Origin of the sequence: Methylobacterium sp. 1973 (assembly GCF_040545035.1) — a bacterium.
In the GTDB taxonomy this organism is placed as follows: Bacteria; Pseudomonadota; Alphaproteobacteria; order Rhizobiales; family Beijerinckiaceae; genus Methylobacterium; species Methylobacterium fujisawaense.
In genome coordinates, this window is the sequence record NZ_JBEPLA010000018.1 from 52,263 (window position 1) to 70,175 (window position 17,913).

Consider the following 17,913-nt stretch of genomic DNA (forward strand, 5'->3'; position numbering starts at 1 on the left):
CGCGCCGGTGCGCGATGGCGTGTGATTGGCCCGGATCTGCAAAAGATCGCCGTCCCCACCCTGCTAAGGGCCTGACCGGCGCAGGCGTGATGCTGCTTCCGCCTGCGGGTCGTCCCGCACGGGCAGTGTCACGGCATCCCGGTCGATGCTGCCCGCGCCGTCCTCGCGCGCGGCCAAGCGAACCACGACCGAATGCGGCCTCCCGGTGTCGCGCAATCGGAGGACTTCGCCGCGCCCGCGAGGGGGCGGCGGCGTCTCACACCTCGGCGCGGGCCTCCTCCAGCAACTGCGCCAGCCCGGCATCCACCTCCGCGGCCAGCATCCGGCGCTCGGCGTCGGTGAGATCCTTGGCCCAGGCCCCGCTGCCGAAACCCTCCGTGCAGCGCGCCCGCTCGGAGGCGAAATAGGCTTCGGTCTCGGCCGGCCGCGTCTTCATGGCGTGGACGAGGCCGAACCACGCCGCCCGCTCCACCACCGCCAGCCGTGCCCGCAGGCGGATGGCCACCGCCTTGTCCGCATCGATCCCGGAATCGCTCATGGTCTCTCTCCGCCCTCCTGCTCCGCGAGCTGCGCGAGCAGGCCCTGAAGCTGTCCCGGAACCGGCTCGTTCGCCGAACGCGCGTAGAGGACGCGCAGTTGCCGGCCGATCTCCGCGAGGCTCATGGAGCCCTTGGCGATCACCCGGTCGGCCTGCCGGTTCAGGCTCTCCTTCTCGGCGGTGGTGATCTCCTTGGCGGTCAGCACCACCACGGGCACGTCGCCATCGGGCCGCGAGCGGAGCGCCCGCAGGAAGCCGAACCCGTCCATCTCGGGCATCATCAGGTCGAGCAGGATCAGGCTCGGCCGGGCCTGGCTGAAGCGTTCCAGGGCGATCCGGCCGTTCTCCGCCTCGTCGACGGTCCAGCCCTCCCGGCCGAGGGAGCGGCGCAGGCGCTCCCGGGCATCCGCATCGTCATCCACCACGAGGACCCGTGCCTCGTTCGGCGCCTCGGGCCGGTAGCGCTCCATCAGGCCCTTGAGCCGGTCCCAGTCGATCGGCTTGACGAAATAGTCGGTGGCGCCGAGCGCCTGGCCGAGCCCCTGCTCGGCCACCACCGAGGTCATGATCACCGGGGTCCCGGCCAGTTCGGGATCGTTGCGCACGGCGTGAAGCACCGCCCAGCCGTCCATGCGGGGCATCTCGACGTCGAGCAGGATCGCCCGCGGCCGGAGCGCCCGGGCGAGCGTCAGGCCGGCGCGGCCGTCATTGGCGCTGCGGACGTGGAAGCCCTCGCGCTCCAGGAAGCGCTGGAGCAGCTCCCGGGCGGCCGGATCGTCGTCGACCAGCAGCACCGTCTCGTGCTCCTCGTGCGGCTCCACCGGCGTGAGAGCCTCGGCCTCGGCCGTCGGCGCATCTTCGGGGCTCAGGATCGCGGGCAGGCGGACCGTGAAGGTCGCCCCCGCCCCCGGAACGCTGGTGACGCCGATGTCGCCGCCCATCGCCTCGCAGAAGGCGCGGGTGATGGCGAGCCCGAGACCCGTGCCGCCGAACTGGCGGGTGGTCGAGTCGTCGGCCTGGACGAAGCGCTCGAACAGCCGCCCGATCTGGGTCTCGGTCATGCCGATCCCGGTATCGGCGACCGCGAAGGACAGCCAGTCCGCCCCCTCTTCCCGGTGCCGCCGCACCGTCAGGGTGATCGTCCCCTTCTCGGTGAACTTGGCGGCGTTGCCGAGCAGGTTCACGAGGCACTGGCGGATCTTGGTCTGATCCTGGTGCATGGACCCGAGATCGGCGCCCGCCCCTTCGCCGGCATCGAGGACGAAGCGGTTGCCCTTCTTCTCCATCAGCGAACCGGTGGAATCGCCGACATCGCGGAGCAGGTCCGCCACCGCGAAGGTCTCGGCCGAGGCGGTCATGCGGCCGGCCTCGATCTTCGAGATGTCGAGGACGTCGTTGATCAGCGACAGCAGGTGGCGCGCGGCCGCCTCGATCTTGCGCAGGTCGGGCAGGAGGGCGGCCTGGCCGATATCCTCCAGCTCCTCGCCGAGCATCTCGGAATAGCCGATCACCGCCGAGAGCGGCGTGCGCAGCTCGTGGCTCATGTTGGCGATGAACTGGCTTTTCGCCCGGTTGGCCGCCTCGGCGGCCTGGCGGGCGCGCTCCACCGCCTCCTCGGCCTCCTTCCGGTCGGTGACGTCGACGCAGGTGCCGACCCATTCCCGGAGGGAACCGTCCTCGGCGAGGACCGGCACGCCGCGCACCTCCATGGTGCGCCAGGCCCCGTCGTGGCGGCGCAGCCGGTACTCGACCTCGTAGAGCGCCCGCGCCTCCACGGAGGCGGCCCAGGCATCGGCCGCGTGACCCCGGTCCTCGGGATGGACGGCATCCAGCCAGCCCCAGCCCTGGTAGGCCTCCTCGGTCTGGCCGGTATAGATGCTCCAGCGGACCTGCGGCGGCATCAGCTCGCCCGCCGCGTTGGTGTTCCAGATCACCGCCGCCGAGGCGTCGACCAGCGCCCGGAACCGCTGCTCGGAATGGCGCAGGCGCTCCTCGATGGCGCGGCGGCCGGTGATGTCGGTGTTGGTCCCGTACCAGCGCAGGATCCGCCCGGATTCGTCCCGGTGCGGCAGCGCCTTCGACAGGAACCAGCGATAGGTCCCGTCCCGCCCGCGCAGGGGGAACGTGTCCTCCCAGGACCGGCCCAGGGTGATCGCGGCCCGGTAGCGCTCGGTCACCGCCTCGACGTGATCCGGGTGATGGACCGTGCGCCAGCCCCATCCCCGCATGTCCTCGAGGGACGTGCCGGTGAAATCGTACCAGCGCTGATTGTACCAGATGATCGTGCCGTCGGCCTCGGCGATCCAGGCGAGCTGCGGCAGCGTCTCGGCGAGGTTGCGGTAATCGGCATCCGTGACGGATCCTGGGCCGCTCTCAGTCTCGCTCATCGACCCGACGCTGTCCCGTCATCCGCCCCAGCGGCGGCCTATACCAGTATTCCTTATACACGCATCGCGTCCGGATCCGACCGCGGCGACGCCGCGGCCGGCAGGCGGCGAAACCGCAGGGCGTCCACCGTGTAGAGCGCGAGTGCCACCCAGATCAGCGCCAGCATCAGCGCCCGGTGCGGCTCGACGTGCTCGCCGTAGACGAGGACGCTGAGGAGAAGCAGGCAGGTGGGCGCCACGTATTGCAGCAGGCCGAGGGTGGTGAGCCGCAGGCGCACCGCCGCGGCGGCGAACCAGATCAGCGGCAGCGCGGTGGTCAGGCCCGTGAGCATCAGGAGCGCGCGGTCGCCCGGCGCGGACGGCAGGAACGGCTCGGGCGAGAGGACGAGCCAGACGATGGCGGCCGGCAGGAGCAGGAGGGTCTCGGCCAGGAATCCGACCAGCGCGTCGACGGCGACGATCTTCCGGGCGAGCCCGTAGAGCGCGAAGCTCACCGCCAGCGACAGCGACATGAGGGGCAGCTCACCGGCCCAGACCACCGCGACGGCGACGCCCGTCGCGGCGATGCCGATGGCGAGCGCCTGCGCCGGCCGCAGCCGTTCGCCCAGCACCACCCGCCCGAACGCCACGCTGACCAGGGGATTGATGTAGTAGCCGAGGCTCGCGTCGAGCAGGTGCCCGCTGCTGACCGCGTAGAGGTAGAGCAGCCAGTTCACGCCGATCATGGCCGCCGAGAGCAGCAGGAGCGCGTGCCGCTTGCGCAGCGGGAACGGCAGGTTCAGGCGGTGGCGCGCCGCGAGGACCAGCGCCAACGCGCCGGCGAACAGGCTCGACCAGACGATGCGCTCCGCCAGGATATGATACGGGGTGTAGGCCCCGAGCATCCGGAAATGCACCGGAACCAGGAGGCCCCAGCTCAGATAGGCGGCGAGCGCGTAGACGAGGCCCACGGCGTCCTCCCGGTCGACCCGGATGGGCGGCCGGGTCGGCGGGCTTTAGCGTGCCGGGCCAGTCCCTGTCAGGGGGGGCCGCGCAGGGCAGCCATCCGGCGGTCGCGGTCGGGGCTTCACGCCGCGCGGATCGTGGCGAGGAAGCGCCGAACCTCACCGTCGAGGTCCTCGGATTGGCGGGCCAGCGCGGCGGCGCAGGCCTGCACCCGATCGGCGGCCGTCCCGGTCTCTCCGGCAGCCGCGGCAACGGCCGCCATGGTGGTGGTCACCGCGCGGGTGCCGGTGGAGGCCTGCACGACGTTGCGGGCGATCGCCCGGGTGGCCGCCTCCTGCTGCGTCACCGAGGCCGCGACGCTGGCGGCGACCCCGTCGATCTCGCGGATCCGTGCGGTGATCGCGGCGATCACCGCGACCGCCTGATCGGTCACGCCCTGGATGCGGCCGATCTGTCCCGAGACGTCGCCCGTCGCCTGGGCCGCCTGCGCGGCGAGGTCCTTCACCTCGCTCGCCACGATCGCGAAGCCCCGCCCCGCCGCTCCGGCGCGGGCCGCCTCGATGGTGGCGTTGAGCGCCAGCAGGTTGGTCTGACGCGCGATGGCCCCGATCAGCTCCACCACCGCGCCGACCTTGGCGGCGGCGGCGCTGAGATCCTGCACGAGGGTCGCGGTCCGATCCGCTTCGACGACGGCGCTCCGAGCGAGGATGGCCGAGCCGCCGATCTGCCGGCCGATCTCCGCCACGGTGGTTTCGAGTTCCTCGGCGGCGGCCGCCACCGTGCCGACGTCGCGCGCGGCCGTCTCGGCGGCACCCGCGACCGCCGTGGATTCGCCGACGGTCCGCGTCGCCGTGACGGTCATGGTCCGGGCGGTGGTCTGGAGGGCGGCGATCGACTCCGACACCAAGCCGATGATGCGTCCCACCGTCAGCTCGAAGCCCTCGGCGAGCCGCAGGAGGGTCCGGCTGCGGTCGGCGGCGGCGTCCTCGGCCTGCCGCCGCGCGGTCTCTGCCTGCGCGACGGCCTTCCGCGCGACGAGGGCCTTGATGCCCGCGACGGCGCTGCCGATGGCACCGATCTCGTCGCCGCGCCGCGCTTCCGGGACCTCCGCGTCGAGCCGCCCGGCCGACATGGCTTTCAGAGCGGCCGTCAACCGGCCGAGGGGGCGGGCGACGCCGACATGCACCACCAGAACACCGATCAGGATGCTGGCGGCGATGCCGCCCGCCGACAGGCTGATCGCCCAGGACAAGGTCGTGCGGGTGTCCGCGCTGAGGGCCGCGGAACCCGTGCGGATCGACGTGCTCAGATCGTCCACGAAGGCGTCGAGGGCGGCAAACAGCGTCTTCTGGAGCGGATCCACCTGCGTGTGCGCCAGCGTCAGGGCCTGGGCGCTCATGCCCTTCTTGGCCATGGCGCACATCTCGCCGGTGAGTGCGATGTAGGTGCCCAGGAGCGTCGCGATCCGGTCGGTCCGATCGTCGAATGTCGGGGCGTTCCGGCGCACGCCGTCGAGGAGGCGTGCGGCTTCGGCCGGAAGGGGCTCGAACGCGGCGCCGATGCGGTCCGACGCGTCCGGATCGGCCTCGCCGAGGGTGCGGAAGGCCACGTAGCTCATCTGATAGACCACGCGTCCGAGGCGTGCCGCCATCGTGGCCGCCGTGGCGTCGTTGCCGAGATAGGCGCTGTAGGCCGCATCGGCCGCGGTCATCCGTTTGGAGATATACCATAGAAAGCCGACCGCATTCACCGCGATGAAGGCGAACGCGAAGGCGATCTTGACGGCAATGGGGAACTTGAAGTGGCGACGCACTGGGAAAAACTCCGCGCTGCCGCTGCTTATGTGTTGGCGGATGGCGAAGTCGATTGCGAACGCGGGGCTTGGGACGGATCGGACATCGAATGGGATTGTCGCGCAATCTTTCATCCGGGACGTGTGGATTGAATTCGCGTTCAACCGTCGGCGCGTCGAATCGCGGCACGTTCCGCGTGTTCGGACGAGTGCGCCCCGGCGGGCCGTCGCGCGCGCGACATCTTCCCCGCGCGGCGGCACTCTTTCAGGGGGCCAGCCAGCCGCCCTGCCATGCCGACCCGCACCGGTGCCAGGCGGCCCGCCGGTGACCGCGGCGGTCGAGGTAGAGGAAATCCAGGCGCTCCACCCGGACCAGCACGGCGGCGAAATGCGGCCATCCCAGCGCCTCGGCCGCGGCCTCGTCCGGCAGGGCGTAGGCGTCCCCCGCCGGCAGGGCCGTGCCCGGGCCGGGTTCGCTCCCGTAACAGACCCGGCTCATCGCCCGGGACCCGGCCCAGGCCGCCTCGGCCACCGCGTCGTCGACGTGCAGCGCGGCGCGCCCCTCGATGCGGATCTGGATCTTCGTCGCCTCGTCGTAGGCCGTGAGCGCGCAGGCCGGGTTCGCCAGGATCTCGGCGGCCTTGTCAGAGCGGCGGTCGCAGTGGAACCGGAGGGTTCCGGCATCCCGGTCGGCGGCGCGCAGCACCACCGTGCGCAGCCGCGGGCCGCCCGCCGCGCCGAGCGTCGCCACCACCGGCAGGTGGAACCCGCTGCGGCCGTGCGCGGCGCCGTCCGCCAGATGGCCCCACAGCGCCGCGAACGTCGCGTCCAGGTCGTCGTAATAGGCGGGCAGCGGCGCGCGGCTCACGGGTTGCCGCGCCTCCGCCGCCGCTCGCGGAAGATCAGCGCGAGGTTGCGCAGGTAGATCCCGGTGGAGAGCCCCTGGCCGATGATGATCACCGGCTCGCGGCGCACGAACCCGTAGACCAGGGTCATCAGCCCGCCGAGGATCGACAGGAACCAGAACGACAGCGGCATCACGCTCCGCCCGGCCCGCTCGCTGGCGATCCATTGCAGGATGAAGCGCGAGCCGAACACCACCTGTGCGACGATGCCGAAGACCAGCCAGAAGTCGAGCCGGGTGACGAACACGTCGTAGAAATAGGCCGGCAGATCGTGGGCGAGCTGGATCAGCATCCGACGTCCTGGTCTGCGGGTTGGCCGGCCGGGTCGACGATCTCCTCGGGCCGCGGATCGGCGCGCTTGCGCCGGATCAGCCACCAGACCCCGGCGAGATCGAGGAGCCCGACCCAGAGGCGGTCGAACAGGCCGTAATTGGATACCCCCGTCAGCCGCGGCCGGTCGACCACGTCGCGGTGGACCACCGAAAAGCCCTCCCGGGCCACCAGGGCCGGCATGAACCGGTGGAGGGCGTCGAAATACGGCAGCCTGAGATATACGGCGCGCCGGAACACCTTCAGGCCGCAGCCGGTATCGCGGGTGGCGTCGTTGAGGATCCGTCCGCGGACGCCGTTGGCGATCCGGGACTGGAGCATCTTGAACGGGCCGTCCTTGCGGCCGCGCCGCTGACCCTGGGCGAGGCCGGCGCCGGGCCCCGCCGCCTCCAGGGCTTCCAGCAGGGCGGGGATGAAGGCCGGATCGTTCTGGCCGTCGCCATCGAGGGTCGCGACGATCGCGCCGCGGGCCGCGAGGACGCCGCTGCGCACCGCCGCCGACTGGCCGCCGCTCCGGGCGTGGCGCAGCGCCCGCAGCCAGGGGCGCCCGGCCCGGGCCGCCGCCAGGGCCGCCGGGGTGCCGTCGGTGGAGCCGTCATCCACGTAGATCAGTTCGAAGGCCAGCCCCGCGCAGGCGGCCTCGATCTCGGCCACCAGGGGCGCGATGTTGCCGGCCTCGTTCTTGACCGGCACGACGACGCTGAGATGGGGATTCGCGTTCACGGGGCCACCGCGTAGGCCGTCACGAAGACCCGGCGGCCGGTATTGAGGTTGAAACCCTCGACCTCCGCCAGGGGGGCGGGTGCGCCGCGCCCCACCGGCCAAGCCGCGTTGAAGTCGTCGCGGTCCCGGGATTCCACGAAGAGCAGGCGGCAGCCGCCGCCTTCCAGGAAGGATCGCGCCGCGGCGCCGTCGGGCGGCAGGGCGAGGCCGGTGCCGATCAGGAACACGAGGCTCGGCTCGCGGTAGCCCAGGCTCGCTACCTGCGGGTTCGGGCAAGGCACCCGGTCGCGCAGGGCCGCGAGCCGGGGCGAGACCTTCAAAGCCGGCAGCGAACGCTGCGCCACGCCGAGCACCGCCGGACCGAGCAGGGCCGAGGCCAGGACCCCGAGCGCGAGGGCGCGCTCGGCGGATCCCTGCGCGAAGGCGAGCCAGGCCAGGATCGCGACCGCGCAGGCGGCGGCGAGCAGGGGCAGAGCCGGCCACGGGATGGTGTGGGCGTCGAGGCGCCAGCCCGCGAGGCAGAGGCCGAGGCTGAGCGCGACCGGGATCGCCGGCACCAGCAGGGCCGTCAGGCGCGCGCCCCGCAGGCGCGGATCCAGCGCTCCGCGGGACAACGCCAGCGCGGTGAGGATCGCGAGCCAGGGCATCAGCGGCAGCACGTAGTGGGGCAGCTTGGTGGGCACCGCCTCGAAGATCAGCCATGCCGGCAGCACCGCGGCGATGAGGAAGGCCACGGCGGGCTCCCGCCGCGCCCGCCACGCGAAGGGCAGGCTCATGGCCGCGAAGGCCGCCCCGGGCCAGAAGGTGGCGAAGAACACGAGCGCGTAGGCCCCGGGTGGCCCCCAGTGCCGCTCCGCCGCCCCGCCGACCTTGCCGAGCATGTCGTGCCCGACGGCCTCGGCGTAGAAGGCGCCGCCGCTCTTCCAGGTGATCGCCGCGAACCAGGGTGCCACCAGCAGGAGCGTGAGGGCGAGGCCCGGCCAGGGCCGGAGGGGCAGCAGCCAGCGGGCGGATCGCGCCCGAAGCGACAGGCCGAGCGCCGGCAGCGCGACGAAGAGCGGCACCATCGGCCCCTTCACCAGGATCCCGACCGCCATCCCGAGCCAGAATGCCGCAAAGGTTGGTCCGGAGGTCGGCCCTGAGGTCGGCCCAGAGGTCGGCCTGCCGTCCCGCGGCGCCAGCCAAGCGCGGGCGAGTGCGGCAAGGCTCGCGGTGGCGCAGGCGGCGAGCAGGGCGTCGGTCTTGGCGAGGTGTGCCTCGGCCGAGAGCATCAGGCAGGCGCCGTAGAGGGCGGCCGCCAGCAGTGCGGGCCGGCGGGGCAGGAAGGCCAGCGCCCCCCAGTAGGCGAGCAGCACCGAGGCGATGGCGCCGATCAGCGAGGGGATGCGGTACAGGGCGATCTGGGTGCGGGCCCCGGGCACGCCCAGCGCCTCGCCGGCCGCCACGGCGGCGGCCTGGGCCCAGTAGATCCCCACCGGCTTCTTGTGCCGCGCCTCGCCCTGGAAGCGGATATCCACGAGGTCGCCGCTCTCCAGCATCTGCTTCGAGGCCTGGGCGAAGCGCGGCTCGTCCCGATCCATCGGCTGCAGGGAGATCTGGCCCGGCAGGAACAGGATCAGGCACAGCGCCAGCAGGGCGGCGACGGCCCGGCCATGGGTGAGGCTCAGCGCGTCGAGTCCGCGGCCGATCCGGTCGACTGGGGCGAGGCGCGGAGCGCCGTCGGCGGAGAGGCTCGTGGTCATGCCGGGCCGGTCAATCAGGATCGGGCGGGAAGGTCAAATGCAGCCGCGTCGTCGCCGGTCGCCCCCCGCCGTCGGCGCCCCGATCCGCCTTACGTGGCGGCCCGCAGGCGCGCGAAGCCGGCATCGAGGTCGGCCTTGAGGTCGGCGGTGTCCTCGAGGCCGATATGGAAGCGCAGGGCCGGTCCGCCGGGCGCCCACTTCGTGGCGGTCCTGTAGCCGGCACAGTCGAACGGGATCACGAGGCTCTCGAAGCCGCCCCAGGAGAAGCCCATCCCGAACAGCTGCAGCCCGTCCAGCATGGCGGCCAAAGCCACCTCGGGCACCGGCTTGAGGATCACGCCGAACAGGCCCGAGGCGCCCGCGAAGTCGCGCGTCCAGATCGCGTGGCCGGGATCCTCGGGCAGGCCGGGATGGAGCACCCGCAGCACCTCGGGCCGCGCCTGGAACCATCGGGCCATCTCCAGCCCGGCGCGGCCGTGCTCGCGCAGGCGCAGGTTCATGGTGCGCAGGCCGCGCAGCGCCAGGAAGATGTCCTCGGCGCCGGCGCACATGGCGAAATGGTCGAAGGTGCGGCGCACGGCCGGGTAGTAGCGCGCGTTGGCGGAGGTCAGGCCGATCAGCAGGTCCGAGCCGCCGCTCAGGTACTTGGTTCCGGCCTCCACGGCGATGTCGACCCCGCGCTCATGCGGCGGGAACAGCAGCGGCGTCGCCCAGGTGTTGTCCATGATCACGCAGGCGTCGCGGGCGTGCGCGACCTCGGCGATCGCGGGAACGTCCTGCATCTCGAAGCTCTGCGAGCCGGGGGCCTCGACCAGCACGGCCCGGGTGTTCGGGCGCATCAGGTCCGCGATGCCGGCCCCGATGATCGGGTCGTAATAGGTGACCTCGACGCCGTAGCGCGCCAGCACGCCGTCGCAGAACTGGCGGGTCGGCCGGTAGGCGGAATCGGTGACGAGGAGATGGTCGCCCGCCGAGACCGCGGCCATCAGCGCGACGGTGAGCGCCGCGAGGCCCGAGGGCGTCACGACGGTGCCGGCGGCGCCGGCGAGTTCCGTCCAGGCGGTCGTCAGCGCGTCCATGGTGGGTGTCGCCGAGGTGCCGTAATTGTAGCGCCCGCGCCGGTTCTTGATCGCGTCGTAGGTCGGATAGAGGACTGTGGAGCCCCGATAGATCGGCGTGTTCACGAAGCCGTGCTGCTCGCCCGGATCGCGGCCCGCATGCACGAGGCGCGTCGCGGGCGCGAAGGTCTGCTGGGCGTCGGGCGAAGGCTTCAGGGACATCGAGGCTCGGTGATCGCGTTGCGGTGCACCGCACGAAGCGCGCCGCATCCGGCGAGGTCAAGCCGGACGCGGCGTTCCGCAGCCCTGAGACGCCGTGTTTGCCGCGCTCACGGGGTCTCGGGCGAATCGGAGACGGCGGCCTCCTCGTAGGCCTCCATCCAGGCGGCGCGCTCCTGGGAGCCTTCCGGATAGGGGCATTCGCTCACGGGTTTTCCGTAGAGGCGCGCGTTGCGGCCCTGGATGAACGGGCTGTCGCTCGCGGTGGCCTGGACGTTGGTCAATATCGCCTCCCGAAGACTTGAGGGTGGGGCTTCGTTAACGGCCGCGCCGTAAATCTGTTGCCGTCTCAAGTCGCGTCCCGGGTCGTTGCGTGCGTATCCTGCGTTCCCTCCTCGGCGCCGTCCTCGTCCTCGTCTCGACGGCGACCGTCGCCCTCGTCAGCGCCGATCGGCTCGCCCATCTGGCGCCGGCGCCCGTGGTCCGCGCCGCCCAGGCCGAGCCGTCGGCGACGGGGTCGATCCCGGCTCCGGTCAAGGCCGCGCCCGCGCCGAAGCCGGCCGTGCCCAGCATCCCGAACGGGTTCGACACCGAGCGGCTCCACGCGCTGATGCGCGGCGACCCGATCCTGCCGGGCCGCTGAGCACCGTCACGCCTGTCCCGCCCCGGATCGCATCCCGAGGCGCCGGAGCGCGGCGGCGGCCGCGAAGCAGCCTTGCGGCCGGCCGCCGCTAACGCGCCGTGCGGAACACCTGCAGGTCGAGGTCGCGGACCTTCTTGCGCAGGGTGTTGCGGTTGACGCCGAGCAGTTCCGCCGCGCGGATCTGGTTGCCGCGGGTGGCGGCGAGCGCCGCGCCGATCAGCGGGCCTTCGATCTCCCGCAGGATCCGGTGATACAGCCCGGGGGGTGGCAGGGTGTCCCGATAGCCGGAGAAATAATCCGAGAGGTGGCGCTCCACCGCGCTGGACAGGCTCTCGGACTCCCCGTTGGCCTTGCGGGCCGCGCCGTTGGCGGCCGGGGCCGCGGGCGTCGCCAGCGGAAGGGTGTCGAGCTCGGCCTCGATCACCGGGCCGGTGATCGTCTCCTGCGGGTAGAGGGCGGCCAGCCGGCGGACGAGGTTCTCCAACTCGCGGACGTTGCCCGGCCAGCGGTAGCGCTTGAGACGCTCCATGGCGTCCCCGTCGAGGGTCTTCCGGGTCAGGCCCTCGCGCTCGACCAGCACGAAGAAGTGGCGGACGAGATCCGGCACGTCCTCGGAGCGCTCGCGCAGGGCCGGAAGCCGCAGGGGCACGACGTTGAGGCGGAAGAACAGGTCCTCGCGGAAGATGCCCTGCTGGATCGAGACCCGCAGGTCCTTGTTGGTGGCCGCGATGATCCGGACGTTGGTGCGGATCGGGACGCGCCCGCCCACGGTCGTGTATTCGCCCTGCTGGAGGACGCGCAGCAGCCGGGTCTGCGCCTCCATGGGCATGTCGCCGATCTCGTCGAGGAACAGCGTCCCGCCCTCGGCCTGCTCGAACCGGCCCGCGGAGCGCTGCAGGGCCCCCGTGAAGGCGCCCTTCTCGTGGCCGAACAGCTCGGATTCGATCAGGTCGCGCGGGATCGCCGCCATGTTGACCGGCACGAACGGGCCGGTGCGGCGGCGGCCGTAATCGTGCAGCGCCCGGGCGACCAGCTCCTTGCCGGTGCCGGACTCGCCGGTGATCATCACGGTGAGGTCGGTCGGCATCAGCCGGGCCAGCGCCCGGTAGATCTCCTGCATGGCGGGCGAGCGCCCGACCAGCGGGATGTCCTCGTTCTCGGGGGGCGCCCCGGCCGGCGCCGCGCCGCGGGGACGCGAGAGCGCTCGGCCCACGATGGCGATCAGCTCCTTCAGGTCGAAGGGCTTGGGCAGGTACTCGTAGGCACCCCGCTCCGAGGCGCGGATCGCCGTCATGAAGGTGTTCTGCGCGCTCATGACGATGATCGGCAGTTCCGGCCGCACGCGCTTGATGCGCGGCAGCAGGTCGAACACGTTCTCGTCGGGCATCACCACGTCGGTGATGACGAGGTCGCCCTCCCCCTGCGCGACCCAGCGCCAGAGGGTGGCGCAATTGCCCGTCGAGCGAACCTCGTAGCCCGCCCGTGACAGCGCTTGGTTGAGCACGGTGCGGATTGCGGCGTCGTCGTCGGCGACGATGATGTGGCCGTTCGGCATGACTCTCTACTCAGACCTCCGACGGGGGGCCGGATTCGGGGATCGACATCACGGATCGACCGCCGATTCGCGCCCGTCCCGGGCACTCGACATCGGCAGAAGGATGCGGAACGCCGTGCGGCGCGGGGCAGGATCGCATTCGACGATCCCACCGTGATCGCCGACGATCTTGGCCACCAATGCAAGACCGAGGCCGGAGCCTTGTGCCTTGGTGGTGACGAACGGATCGAACAGGTCCGGCAGCAGGTCGGCCGAGATGCCCGGGCCGTTGTCGCGCACGGCCACCTCGATCGGCAGGCTGACCCGCTCGCGGGAGCCCGGCACCTGCAGGCGCAGGCCGGTGCGGAAGGCGGTCGACAGGGTGATCTCGCCCTCGACCGCGTCCGGGCCGATCGCCTCCGCGGCGTTCTTCACGAGGTTCAGGATCACCTGGATCAGCTGGTCGCGGTTGCCGAGAACCGGCGGCAGCGACGGGTCGTAGGTCTCGATGAAGCGGATATGCCGCGCGAAGCCCGACTGCGCCGAGCGCTTCACCTGATCGAGCACCCCGTGAACGTTGACGGCACCGCGATCCGAGGGGCGCTCGTCGCCGAACAGCTCCATGCGCTCGACGATGCGGACGATCCGGTCGGATTCGTCGCAGATCAGGCGGGTGAGCAGCCGGTCCTCCTCGGCGCCGGTGCTCTCCAGGAGCTGCGCCGCGCCGCGGATGCCGGCGAGCGGGTTCTTGATCTCGTGGGCCAGCATCGCGCCCAGCGCCACCATCGAGCGCGCGGCGCCGCGATGGGTGAGCTGGCGGTTCATCTTGTCGGCGATGGTCCGCTCCTGGAGCATCATCACCACGGCGTCGCCGTCGTCGCCGAGCGGCGTCGCGAACACGTCGACGCTGCGCTCCAGGCCGAGGCGGGGCTGGGTCAGCTCGACCCGGTACTCGCTGACGCTGGCGCGCCGCCGCCGGACCTCGGCCACCAGGGCGATGATCGGCGAGGCGAAGGGGATGATGTCGCGGAGCCGCCGGCGCTGCATCAGCCGCGCCGAATAGTCGAAGAAGGCCTCCGCGGCGTGGTTGCAGTGGAGGATCTGCTCGTCGCCGCCGATGGTCAGGACCGGCAGCGGCAGGGCGTTGAGCACGGCCTCGGCGGCGGTGTCGCGCCGGCTGCCGGTCGCCTGCGGGAGGGAATCGTCGCTCACGCGGCCTCCTGGACAGGATCCGCCGAGCCCGCAAAGGCCCGGGCCAGCAGGGCCTGGGCCGTCGCCGGATCGGTGGTGGTGAGCAGCGCCGCGCGCTCGGCCGGGTCCAGCGCCCCTCCGGTCTCGGCATAGGCGGCGAGGTGCTTGCGCGCGTGCCGCACGCCCATGTCCCGGCCGTAGAGCGACAGGAGCCCCGCATAGTGCTCGGCGGCCAGGGAGGCCTGATCGGCCCGCGCCGGTTCCGGCACCGGCCGCCCGGCCAGGGCCGACGCGATGTGCCCGACCAGCCAGGGCCGGCCGGTCGCCGCCCGGCCGATCATCACCCCCGCCGCCCCGGACGCCGCGAGGCAGGCCCGGGCGCTGGCGAGGTCGGTCACGTCGCCGTTGGCGATCACCGGGATCGACACCGCCGCGACCACCGAGCGGATCGCCGCCCAGTCGGCGCGGCCCTTGTAGAATTGCTGCCGGGTCCGTCCGTGGACGGTCACGGCGTTGAGGCCCAGCCGCTCGGCGCGGGCGGCGAGATCGGCGGCGTTGCGGTTCGCGTCGTCCCAGCCGAGGCGCATCTTCACGGTCACCGGGACCGACACCGCGCCCCGCACGGCCGCGAGCAGGCGCTCGGCGTGGTCGAGGTCGCGCATCAGCGCCGAGCCTGACGCGATCCCCGTGACGATCTTGGCCGGGCAGCCCATGTTCACGTCGATCACGTGGGCGCCCCCGGCCTCCGCCAGCCGGGCCGCCTCCGCCATCGGGGCGGCCTCGCAGCCCGCGAGCTGGACCACGTGCAGGTCGACGCCGGAGCCTTCCGCGCGCAGGGTGGCCTCGCCGGAGCCGCGGGTGAGTTCCCGCGCCGCCACCATCTCGGAGATGACCGCGTCGGCGCCGCAGCGGCGGGCGATGCGGCGCATGTGCAGGTCGGTGACACCCGAAAGCGGGGCAAGCAGGCAGAGCGGGGCGGCGTCTGCCGCTCCGGCCTTCGCACCTTCGCGGCGCAGCGCGCTCAAATAATGGTCAGTCGTCATTCTGCACAACAATGAGGCAAGCCCGGCCCGCTGGCAAGCGGGACCGCGCGTTGATTTCGGGCCCTCCCCCGCTTAAACGACGGGCACCCTCTGCGGCAGGCTTCCGGCGGCAGCGCTGGCCCGCGCGCCGGCCGCCCCTCCGCTCCTCAGGCCCTCACGAGTTCGTCGCCCATGTCCGCCACCGGCACGCCAGCCATCGGACCCGCCAGCGCGGGAGCCGGCGTCGCCGCGGTGGTGGTGGCCGCGGGCCGCGGTATCCGCATCGGCGGCGGCACGCCCAAGCAGTACCGCCGGGTCGGTGGACAGGCGGTCCTCACCCGCACCCTGGCGGCCCTCGCCGCGGATGACGGGATCGCGCGCATCCAGCCGGTGATCGCCGCCGATGCGGCGGACTTCTTCCGGAACTGCCTGGACGAACTTCCACCCGCAATCCGCGCGAAGATCACGGCGCCGGTGGCGGGCGGGGCGACCCGCCAGCTCTCCGTGCGCGCCGGGCTCGAAGCCCTGGCGGTCGGGTCGGCGCCCGAGATCGTTCTGGTCCACGACGCGGCGCGCCCCTATGTGGACGCCGCGCTCATCGCCCGGGCGATCGCGGCGGGGCGGGATCACGGCGCGGCCGTACCCGGCGTCCCGGTGACCGACACGGTCAAGCGCGTCGTCGATATCGCGCCCGGCATCGGCCGGGTGCACGAGACGCCGCCCCGGGAGCACCTCCGCGCGGTGCAGACGCCCCAGGCCTTCTCCTTCGGTCCGCTGCTCGCCGCCCACAGGGACGCCGCCGCGCAGGGCCTCGACGGCTTCACCGACGACGGCGCGCTCGCCGAATGGGCCGGCCTGCCGGTGGTGGTCTTTGCGGGCGACGTCGCCAACCGCAAGATCACCCAGCCCGCCGACCTGATCGAGGCGGACCGCGCCTTCGCGACCGAGACCACCGAATTGCCAGCGCCGGGAGCCCGCGCCATGACCACCTACGTGACCCGCCTCGGCACCGGCTTCGACGTGCACGCCTTCACCACCGGCGACCATGTCTGGCTGGGCGGCGTGAAGATCCCCGCGGATCGGGGCGTCCTCGCCCATTCCGACGGCGACGTGGCGCTGCACGCCCTGACCGATGCGCTGCTCGGCGCCATCGCGGACGGCGACATCGGCACCCATTTCCCGCCCTCCGACGAGCGCTGGCGCGGGGCGTCCTCGGACCAGTTCCTGGCCCATGCCTGCGGGCTGGTCCGTGCCCGCGGCGGCCGCATCGACCACCTCGACATCACCGTGCTGGCCGAGGCGCCGCGCATCGGGAAGCACCGCGAGGAGATCCGCGCGCGCATCGCCGCCATCGCGGGCGTGCCGCTCTCGGCGGTCTCCATCAAGGCGACGACCACCGAGAAGCTCGGCTTCGTCGGCCGGGCCGAAGGCCTCGCCGCCCAGGCCGCCGCGACCGTGCGGCTGCCCGAGGAGGACGGTCCCGCCCTCGATGCGCAGGCCGAGACCGCGATGCGGCAGGGCTGACGTCGTCGGCGCGCCGGCGGCCCATCGAGCCCGAAGCCTCGGGTGTGGATCAGCGGCGCGACCCTCGGAGGCGCTGCCCTGGGTGGCGTTGCGACGGTCTGCCGTCGGCGGCCGAACGTCAAAGGCGGACTTCGCATCACGGGCTCAGGGACCGTCGTACGCTCCGTCCGTGACCTGTTCCATCCACGTCACCGCCTCGCCGTCCAGGCACTCCTGGATGGCGATATGTGTCATCGCCGTGGACGCGGTCGCTCCGTGCCAGTGTCGCTCGTTCGGCTCGAACCAGACGACGTCGCCCGGTGCGATCTCCTCGATGGGGCCGCCGTCACGTTGGACCCACCCGCGCCCGAACGTGACGATCAGCGTCTGGCCGAGCGGGTGTGTGTGCCACGCCGTGCGCGCACCCGGCTCGAAGGTCACGCTCGCCATGGCAACCCGGGCCGGATCGGGGGCGCTGTGAAGTGGGTCGATCCGGACCGTGCCGGTGAACCACGCGGACGGTCCCTGACCCGACGGCTGGCTTCCGCTGCGCTTGATGTCCATCGGATCGATTCTCCTGCGTTCCGGACATCGCCTAGAGCGACCAGCCTCCATCGACCGAGATCGACGCGCCGGTCACGAACGAACCGAGGTCCGAACACATCCATAGGACGGCGTCCGCGATCTCCTCGGGCTTGCCCAGTCGCCCGACCGGCTCAAGAGCGATGGCTTTCTGGATATCGCCGCCGGTGAAGCGGTCCATCATCGGCGTCTCGATGTTCCCCGGCAGGACGGCGTTCACCCGGATGTTCGACTTCGCATAGTCGAGGGCGGCGGACTTGGTGAGGCCGATGAGCGCGTGCTTGGAGGCGGCATAGCTCGCCCCTCCCGCCACGCCCCTGATGGCCGCACCGGACGCGGTGTTCACCACCACGCCGCTGCCCTGGCGCAGCATCTGAGCGATCTCCTGCTTCATGCACAGGAATGTGCCGCGCAGGTTGACGTCGAGGATCCGGTCCCACTCATCCAGAGCGATCTCGTGGACCGGAGCGGCCTTGTTCTCGATGCCTGCATTGTTGAAGGCGCAGTCGAGGCGGCCGAACTGCGCGACGGTGCTGGCCACCGCTGCTTCCACGTCCGCCGGGACCGACACGTCGCAGCGGATCGCCAGCACCGCGCCGCCGTCCGCTTCGATCTCGGCCCGGAGTTCCTCCAGCGGCGCCTCGGTGCGGTCCGTGATCGCGACCTGAGCCCCCTCCCTCGCGAAGGCGATGGCGGTAGCCCGGCCGATGCCGCTGGCGGCGCCCGTGACGAAAGCGACCTTTCCTGGGAAACGGCGCATGTCCTGATGTCCTCGCTGACCTCGATGAGGGGCCTGACG

General features: G+C 72.2%; 17 protein-coding genes. 2 read left to right on the plus strand and 15 right to left on the minus strand.

Going from position 1 to position 17,913, the window contains the following annotated elements; translation table 11 throughout:
* Positions 1-256: 256 nt before the first annotated feature.
* The 10 genes from ABIC70_RS25490 to ABIC70_RS25535 all read right to left on the minus strand — a co-directional run bounded on the left by ABIC70_RS25490 (position 257) and on the right by ABIC70_RS25535 (position 10,923).
* Positions 257-538: a hypothetical protein gene (locus ABIC70_RS25490; RefSeq protein ID WP_043384418.1), complete on the minus strand. Its 282-nt coding sequence runs from the start codon at positions 536-538 to the stop codon at positions 257-259.
* Positions 535-2,925, minus strand: coding sequence for a PAS domain-containing hybrid sensor histidine kinase/response regulator (locus tag ABIC70_RS25495; RefSeq protein ID WP_043757393.1), 2,391 nt, complete (start codon positions 2,923-2,925; stop codon positions 535-537). Before ABIC70_RS25495 ends, ABIC70_RS25490 begins: the two co-directional genes overlap by 4 nt.
* Before the next feature lie 53 nt (positions 2,926-2,978).
* The gene (gene rarD, locus ABIC70_RS25500; protein ID WP_043352599.1) at positions 2,979-3,875 is read right to left on the minus strand and encodes an EamA family transporter RarD; all 897 of its coding nucleotides are present in this window, start codon (positions 3,873-3,875) and stop codon (positions 2,979-2,981) included.
* Positions 3,876-3,991: 116 nt separating this feature from the next.
* Complete coding sequence (locus ABIC70_RS25505) at positions 3,992-5,683, minus strand: methyl-accepting chemotaxis protein (RefSeq protein ID WP_354441798.1); 1,692 nt, start codon at positions 5,681-5,683, stop codon at positions 3,992-3,994.
* A gap of 244 nt (positions 5,684-5,927) precedes the next feature.
* Positions 5,928-6,530 (minus strand): pyridoxamine 5'-phosphate oxidase family protein, encoded by a 603-nt coding sequence (locus ABIC70_RS25510; RefSeq protein ID WP_354441800.1) that lies wholly within the window; start codon positions 6,528-6,530, stop codon positions 5,928-5,930.
* Positions 6,527-6,859, minus strand: a complete 333-nt coding sequence (locus tag ABIC70_RS25515) for a lipid-A-disaccharide synthase N-terminal domain-containing protein (RefSeq protein ID WP_043384425.1) — start codon at positions 6,857-6,859, stop codon at positions 6,527-6,529. Before ABIC70_RS25515 ends, ABIC70_RS25510 begins: the two co-directional genes overlap by 4 nt.
* Positions 6,853-7,620, minus strand: coding sequence for a glycosyltransferase (locus ABIC70_RS25520; RefSeq protein ID WP_043384428.1), 768 nt, complete (start codon positions 7,618-7,620; stop codon positions 6,853-6,855). Before ABIC70_RS25520 ends, ABIC70_RS25515 begins: the two co-directional genes overlap by 7 nt.
* Positions 7,617-9,362: an ArnT family glycosyltransferase gene (locus ABIC70_RS25525; protein ID WP_354441803.1), complete on the minus strand. Its 1,746-nt coding sequence runs from the start codon at positions 9,360-9,362 to the stop codon at positions 7,617-7,619. Before ABIC70_RS25525 ends, ABIC70_RS25520 begins: the two co-directional genes overlap by 4 nt.
* A gap of 89 nt (positions 9,363-9,451) precedes the next feature.
* On the minus strand, positions 9,452-10,642 hold the full coding sequence (metC, locus tag ABIC70_RS25530) for a cystathionine beta-lyase (protein ID WP_043757405.1): 1,191 nt from the start codon (positions 10,640-10,642) through the stop codon (positions 9,452-9,454).
* Positions 10,643-10,749: 107 nt separating this feature from the next.
* The gene (locus ABIC70_RS25535; protein WP_164706383.1) at positions 10,750-10,923 is read right to left on the minus strand and encodes a ribosome modulation factor; all 174 of its coding nucleotides are present in this window, start codon (positions 10,921-10,923) and stop codon (positions 10,750-10,752) included.
* A gap of 89 nt (positions 10,924-11,012) precedes the next feature.
* On the opposite strand from ABIC70_RS25535, the gene ABIC70_RS25540 reads away from it, so the two are divergent.
* On the plus strand, positions 11,013-11,282 hold the full coding sequence (locus tag ABIC70_RS25540; RefSeq protein WP_043384437.1) for a hypothetical protein: 270 nt from the start codon (positions 11,013-11,015) through the stop codon (positions 11,280-11,282).
* Between the two features lie 88 nt (positions 11,283-11,370).
* Here ABIC70_RS25540 and ntrC read toward each other — a convergent pair whose 3' ends face one another.
* The 3 genes from ntrC to dusB are packed head-to-tail and all read right to left on the minus strand — an operon-like array spanning position 11,371 to position 15,050.
* A complete protein-coding gene (ntrC, locus tag ABIC70_RS25545; RefSeq protein WP_043384440.1) occupies positions 11,371-12,837 on the minus strand; it encodes a nitrogen regulation protein NR(I) in 1,467 nt (488 codons plus the stop codon).
* 48 nt (positions 12,838-12,885) lie between these two features.
* On the minus strand, positions 12,886-14,028 hold the full coding sequence (locus tag ABIC70_RS25550; protein WP_043384443.1) for a two-component system sensor histidine kinase NtrB: 1,143 nt from the start codon (positions 14,026-14,028) through the stop codon (positions 12,886-12,888).
* Positions 14,025-15,050, minus strand: coding sequence for a tRNA dihydrouridine synthase DusB (gene dusB / locus ABIC70_RS25555; protein WP_354441806.1), 1,026 nt, complete (start codon positions 15,048-15,050; stop codon positions 14,025-14,027). The genes ABIC70_RS25550 and dusB overlap by 4 nt, the downstream gene beginning before the upstream one ends.
* Positions 15,051-15,221: 171 nt before the next feature.
* Between dusB and ABIC70_RS25560 the strand changes: the two genes are divergently transcribed.
* Complete coding sequence (locus tag ABIC70_RS25560; RefSeq protein WP_075380225.1) at positions 15,222-16,553, plus strand: bifunctional 2-C-methyl-D-erythritol 4-phosphate cytidylyltransferase/2-C-methyl-D-erythritol 2,4-cyclodiphosphate synthase; 1,332 nt, start codon at positions 15,222-15,224, stop codon at positions 16,551-16,553.
* Between the two features lie 144 nt (positions 16,554-16,697).
* Here ABIC70_RS25560 and ABIC70_RS25565 read toward each other — a convergent pair whose 3' ends face one another.
* Together ABIC70_RS25565 and ABIC70_RS25570 are read right to left on the minus strand one after the other, a co-directional pair.
* On the minus strand, positions 16,698-17,096 hold the full coding sequence (locus ABIC70_RS25565) for a (R)-mandelonitrile lyase (protein WP_053609784.1): 399 nt from the start codon (positions 17,094-17,096) through the stop codon (positions 16,698-16,700).
* 31 nt (positions 17,097-17,127) lie between these two features.
* Positions 17,128-17,874 (minus strand): SDR family NAD(P)-dependent oxidoreductase, encoded by a 747-nt coding sequence (locus tag ABIC70_RS25570; RefSeq protein WP_053609783.1) that lies wholly within the window; start codon positions 17,872-17,874, stop codon positions 17,128-17,130.
* Positions 17,875-17,913 lie beyond the last annotated feature (39 nt).

Coding starts and splice junctions, on each gene's coding strand:
- ABIC70_RS25490 (WP_043384418.1), bottom strand. CDS start 538: ATGAGCGATTCCGGGATCGATGCGGACAAGGCGGTGGCCATCCGCCTG.
- ABIC70_RS25495 (WP_043757393.1), bottom strand. CDS start 2,925: ATGAGCGAGACTGAGAGCGGCCCAGGATCCGTCACGGATGCCGATTAC.
- ABIC70_RS25515 (WP_043384425.1), bottom strand. CDS start 6,859: ATGCTGATCCAGCTCGCCCACGATCTGCCGGCCTATTTCTACGACGTG.
- ABIC70_RS25525 (WP_354441803.1), bottom strand. CDS start 9,362: ATGACCACGAGCCTCTCCGCCGACGGCGCTCCGCGCCTCGCCCCAGTC.
- metC (WP_043757405.1), bottom strand. CDS start 10,642: ATGTCCCTGAAGCCTTCGCCCGACGCCCAGCAGACCTTCGCGCCCGCG.
- ntrC (WP_043384440.1), bottom strand. CDS start 12,837: ATGCCGAACGGCCACATCATCGTCGCCGACGACGACGCCGCAATCCGC.
- dusB (WP_354441806.1), bottom strand. CDS start 15,050: ATGACGACTGACCATTATTTGAGCGCGCTGCGCCGCGAAGGTGCGAAG.
- ABIC70_RS25560 (WP_075380225.1), top strand. CDS start 15,222: ATGTCCGCCACCGGCACGCCAGCCATCGGACCCGCCAGCGCGGGAGCC.
- ABIC70_RS25565 (WP_053609784.1), bottom strand. CDS start 17,096: ATGGACATCAAGCGCAGCGGAAGCCAGCCGTCGGGTCAGGGACCGTCC.
- ABIC70_RS25570 (WP_053609783.1), bottom strand. CDS start 17,874: ATGCGCCGTTTCCCAGGAAAGGTCGCTTTCGTCACGGGCGCCGCCAGC.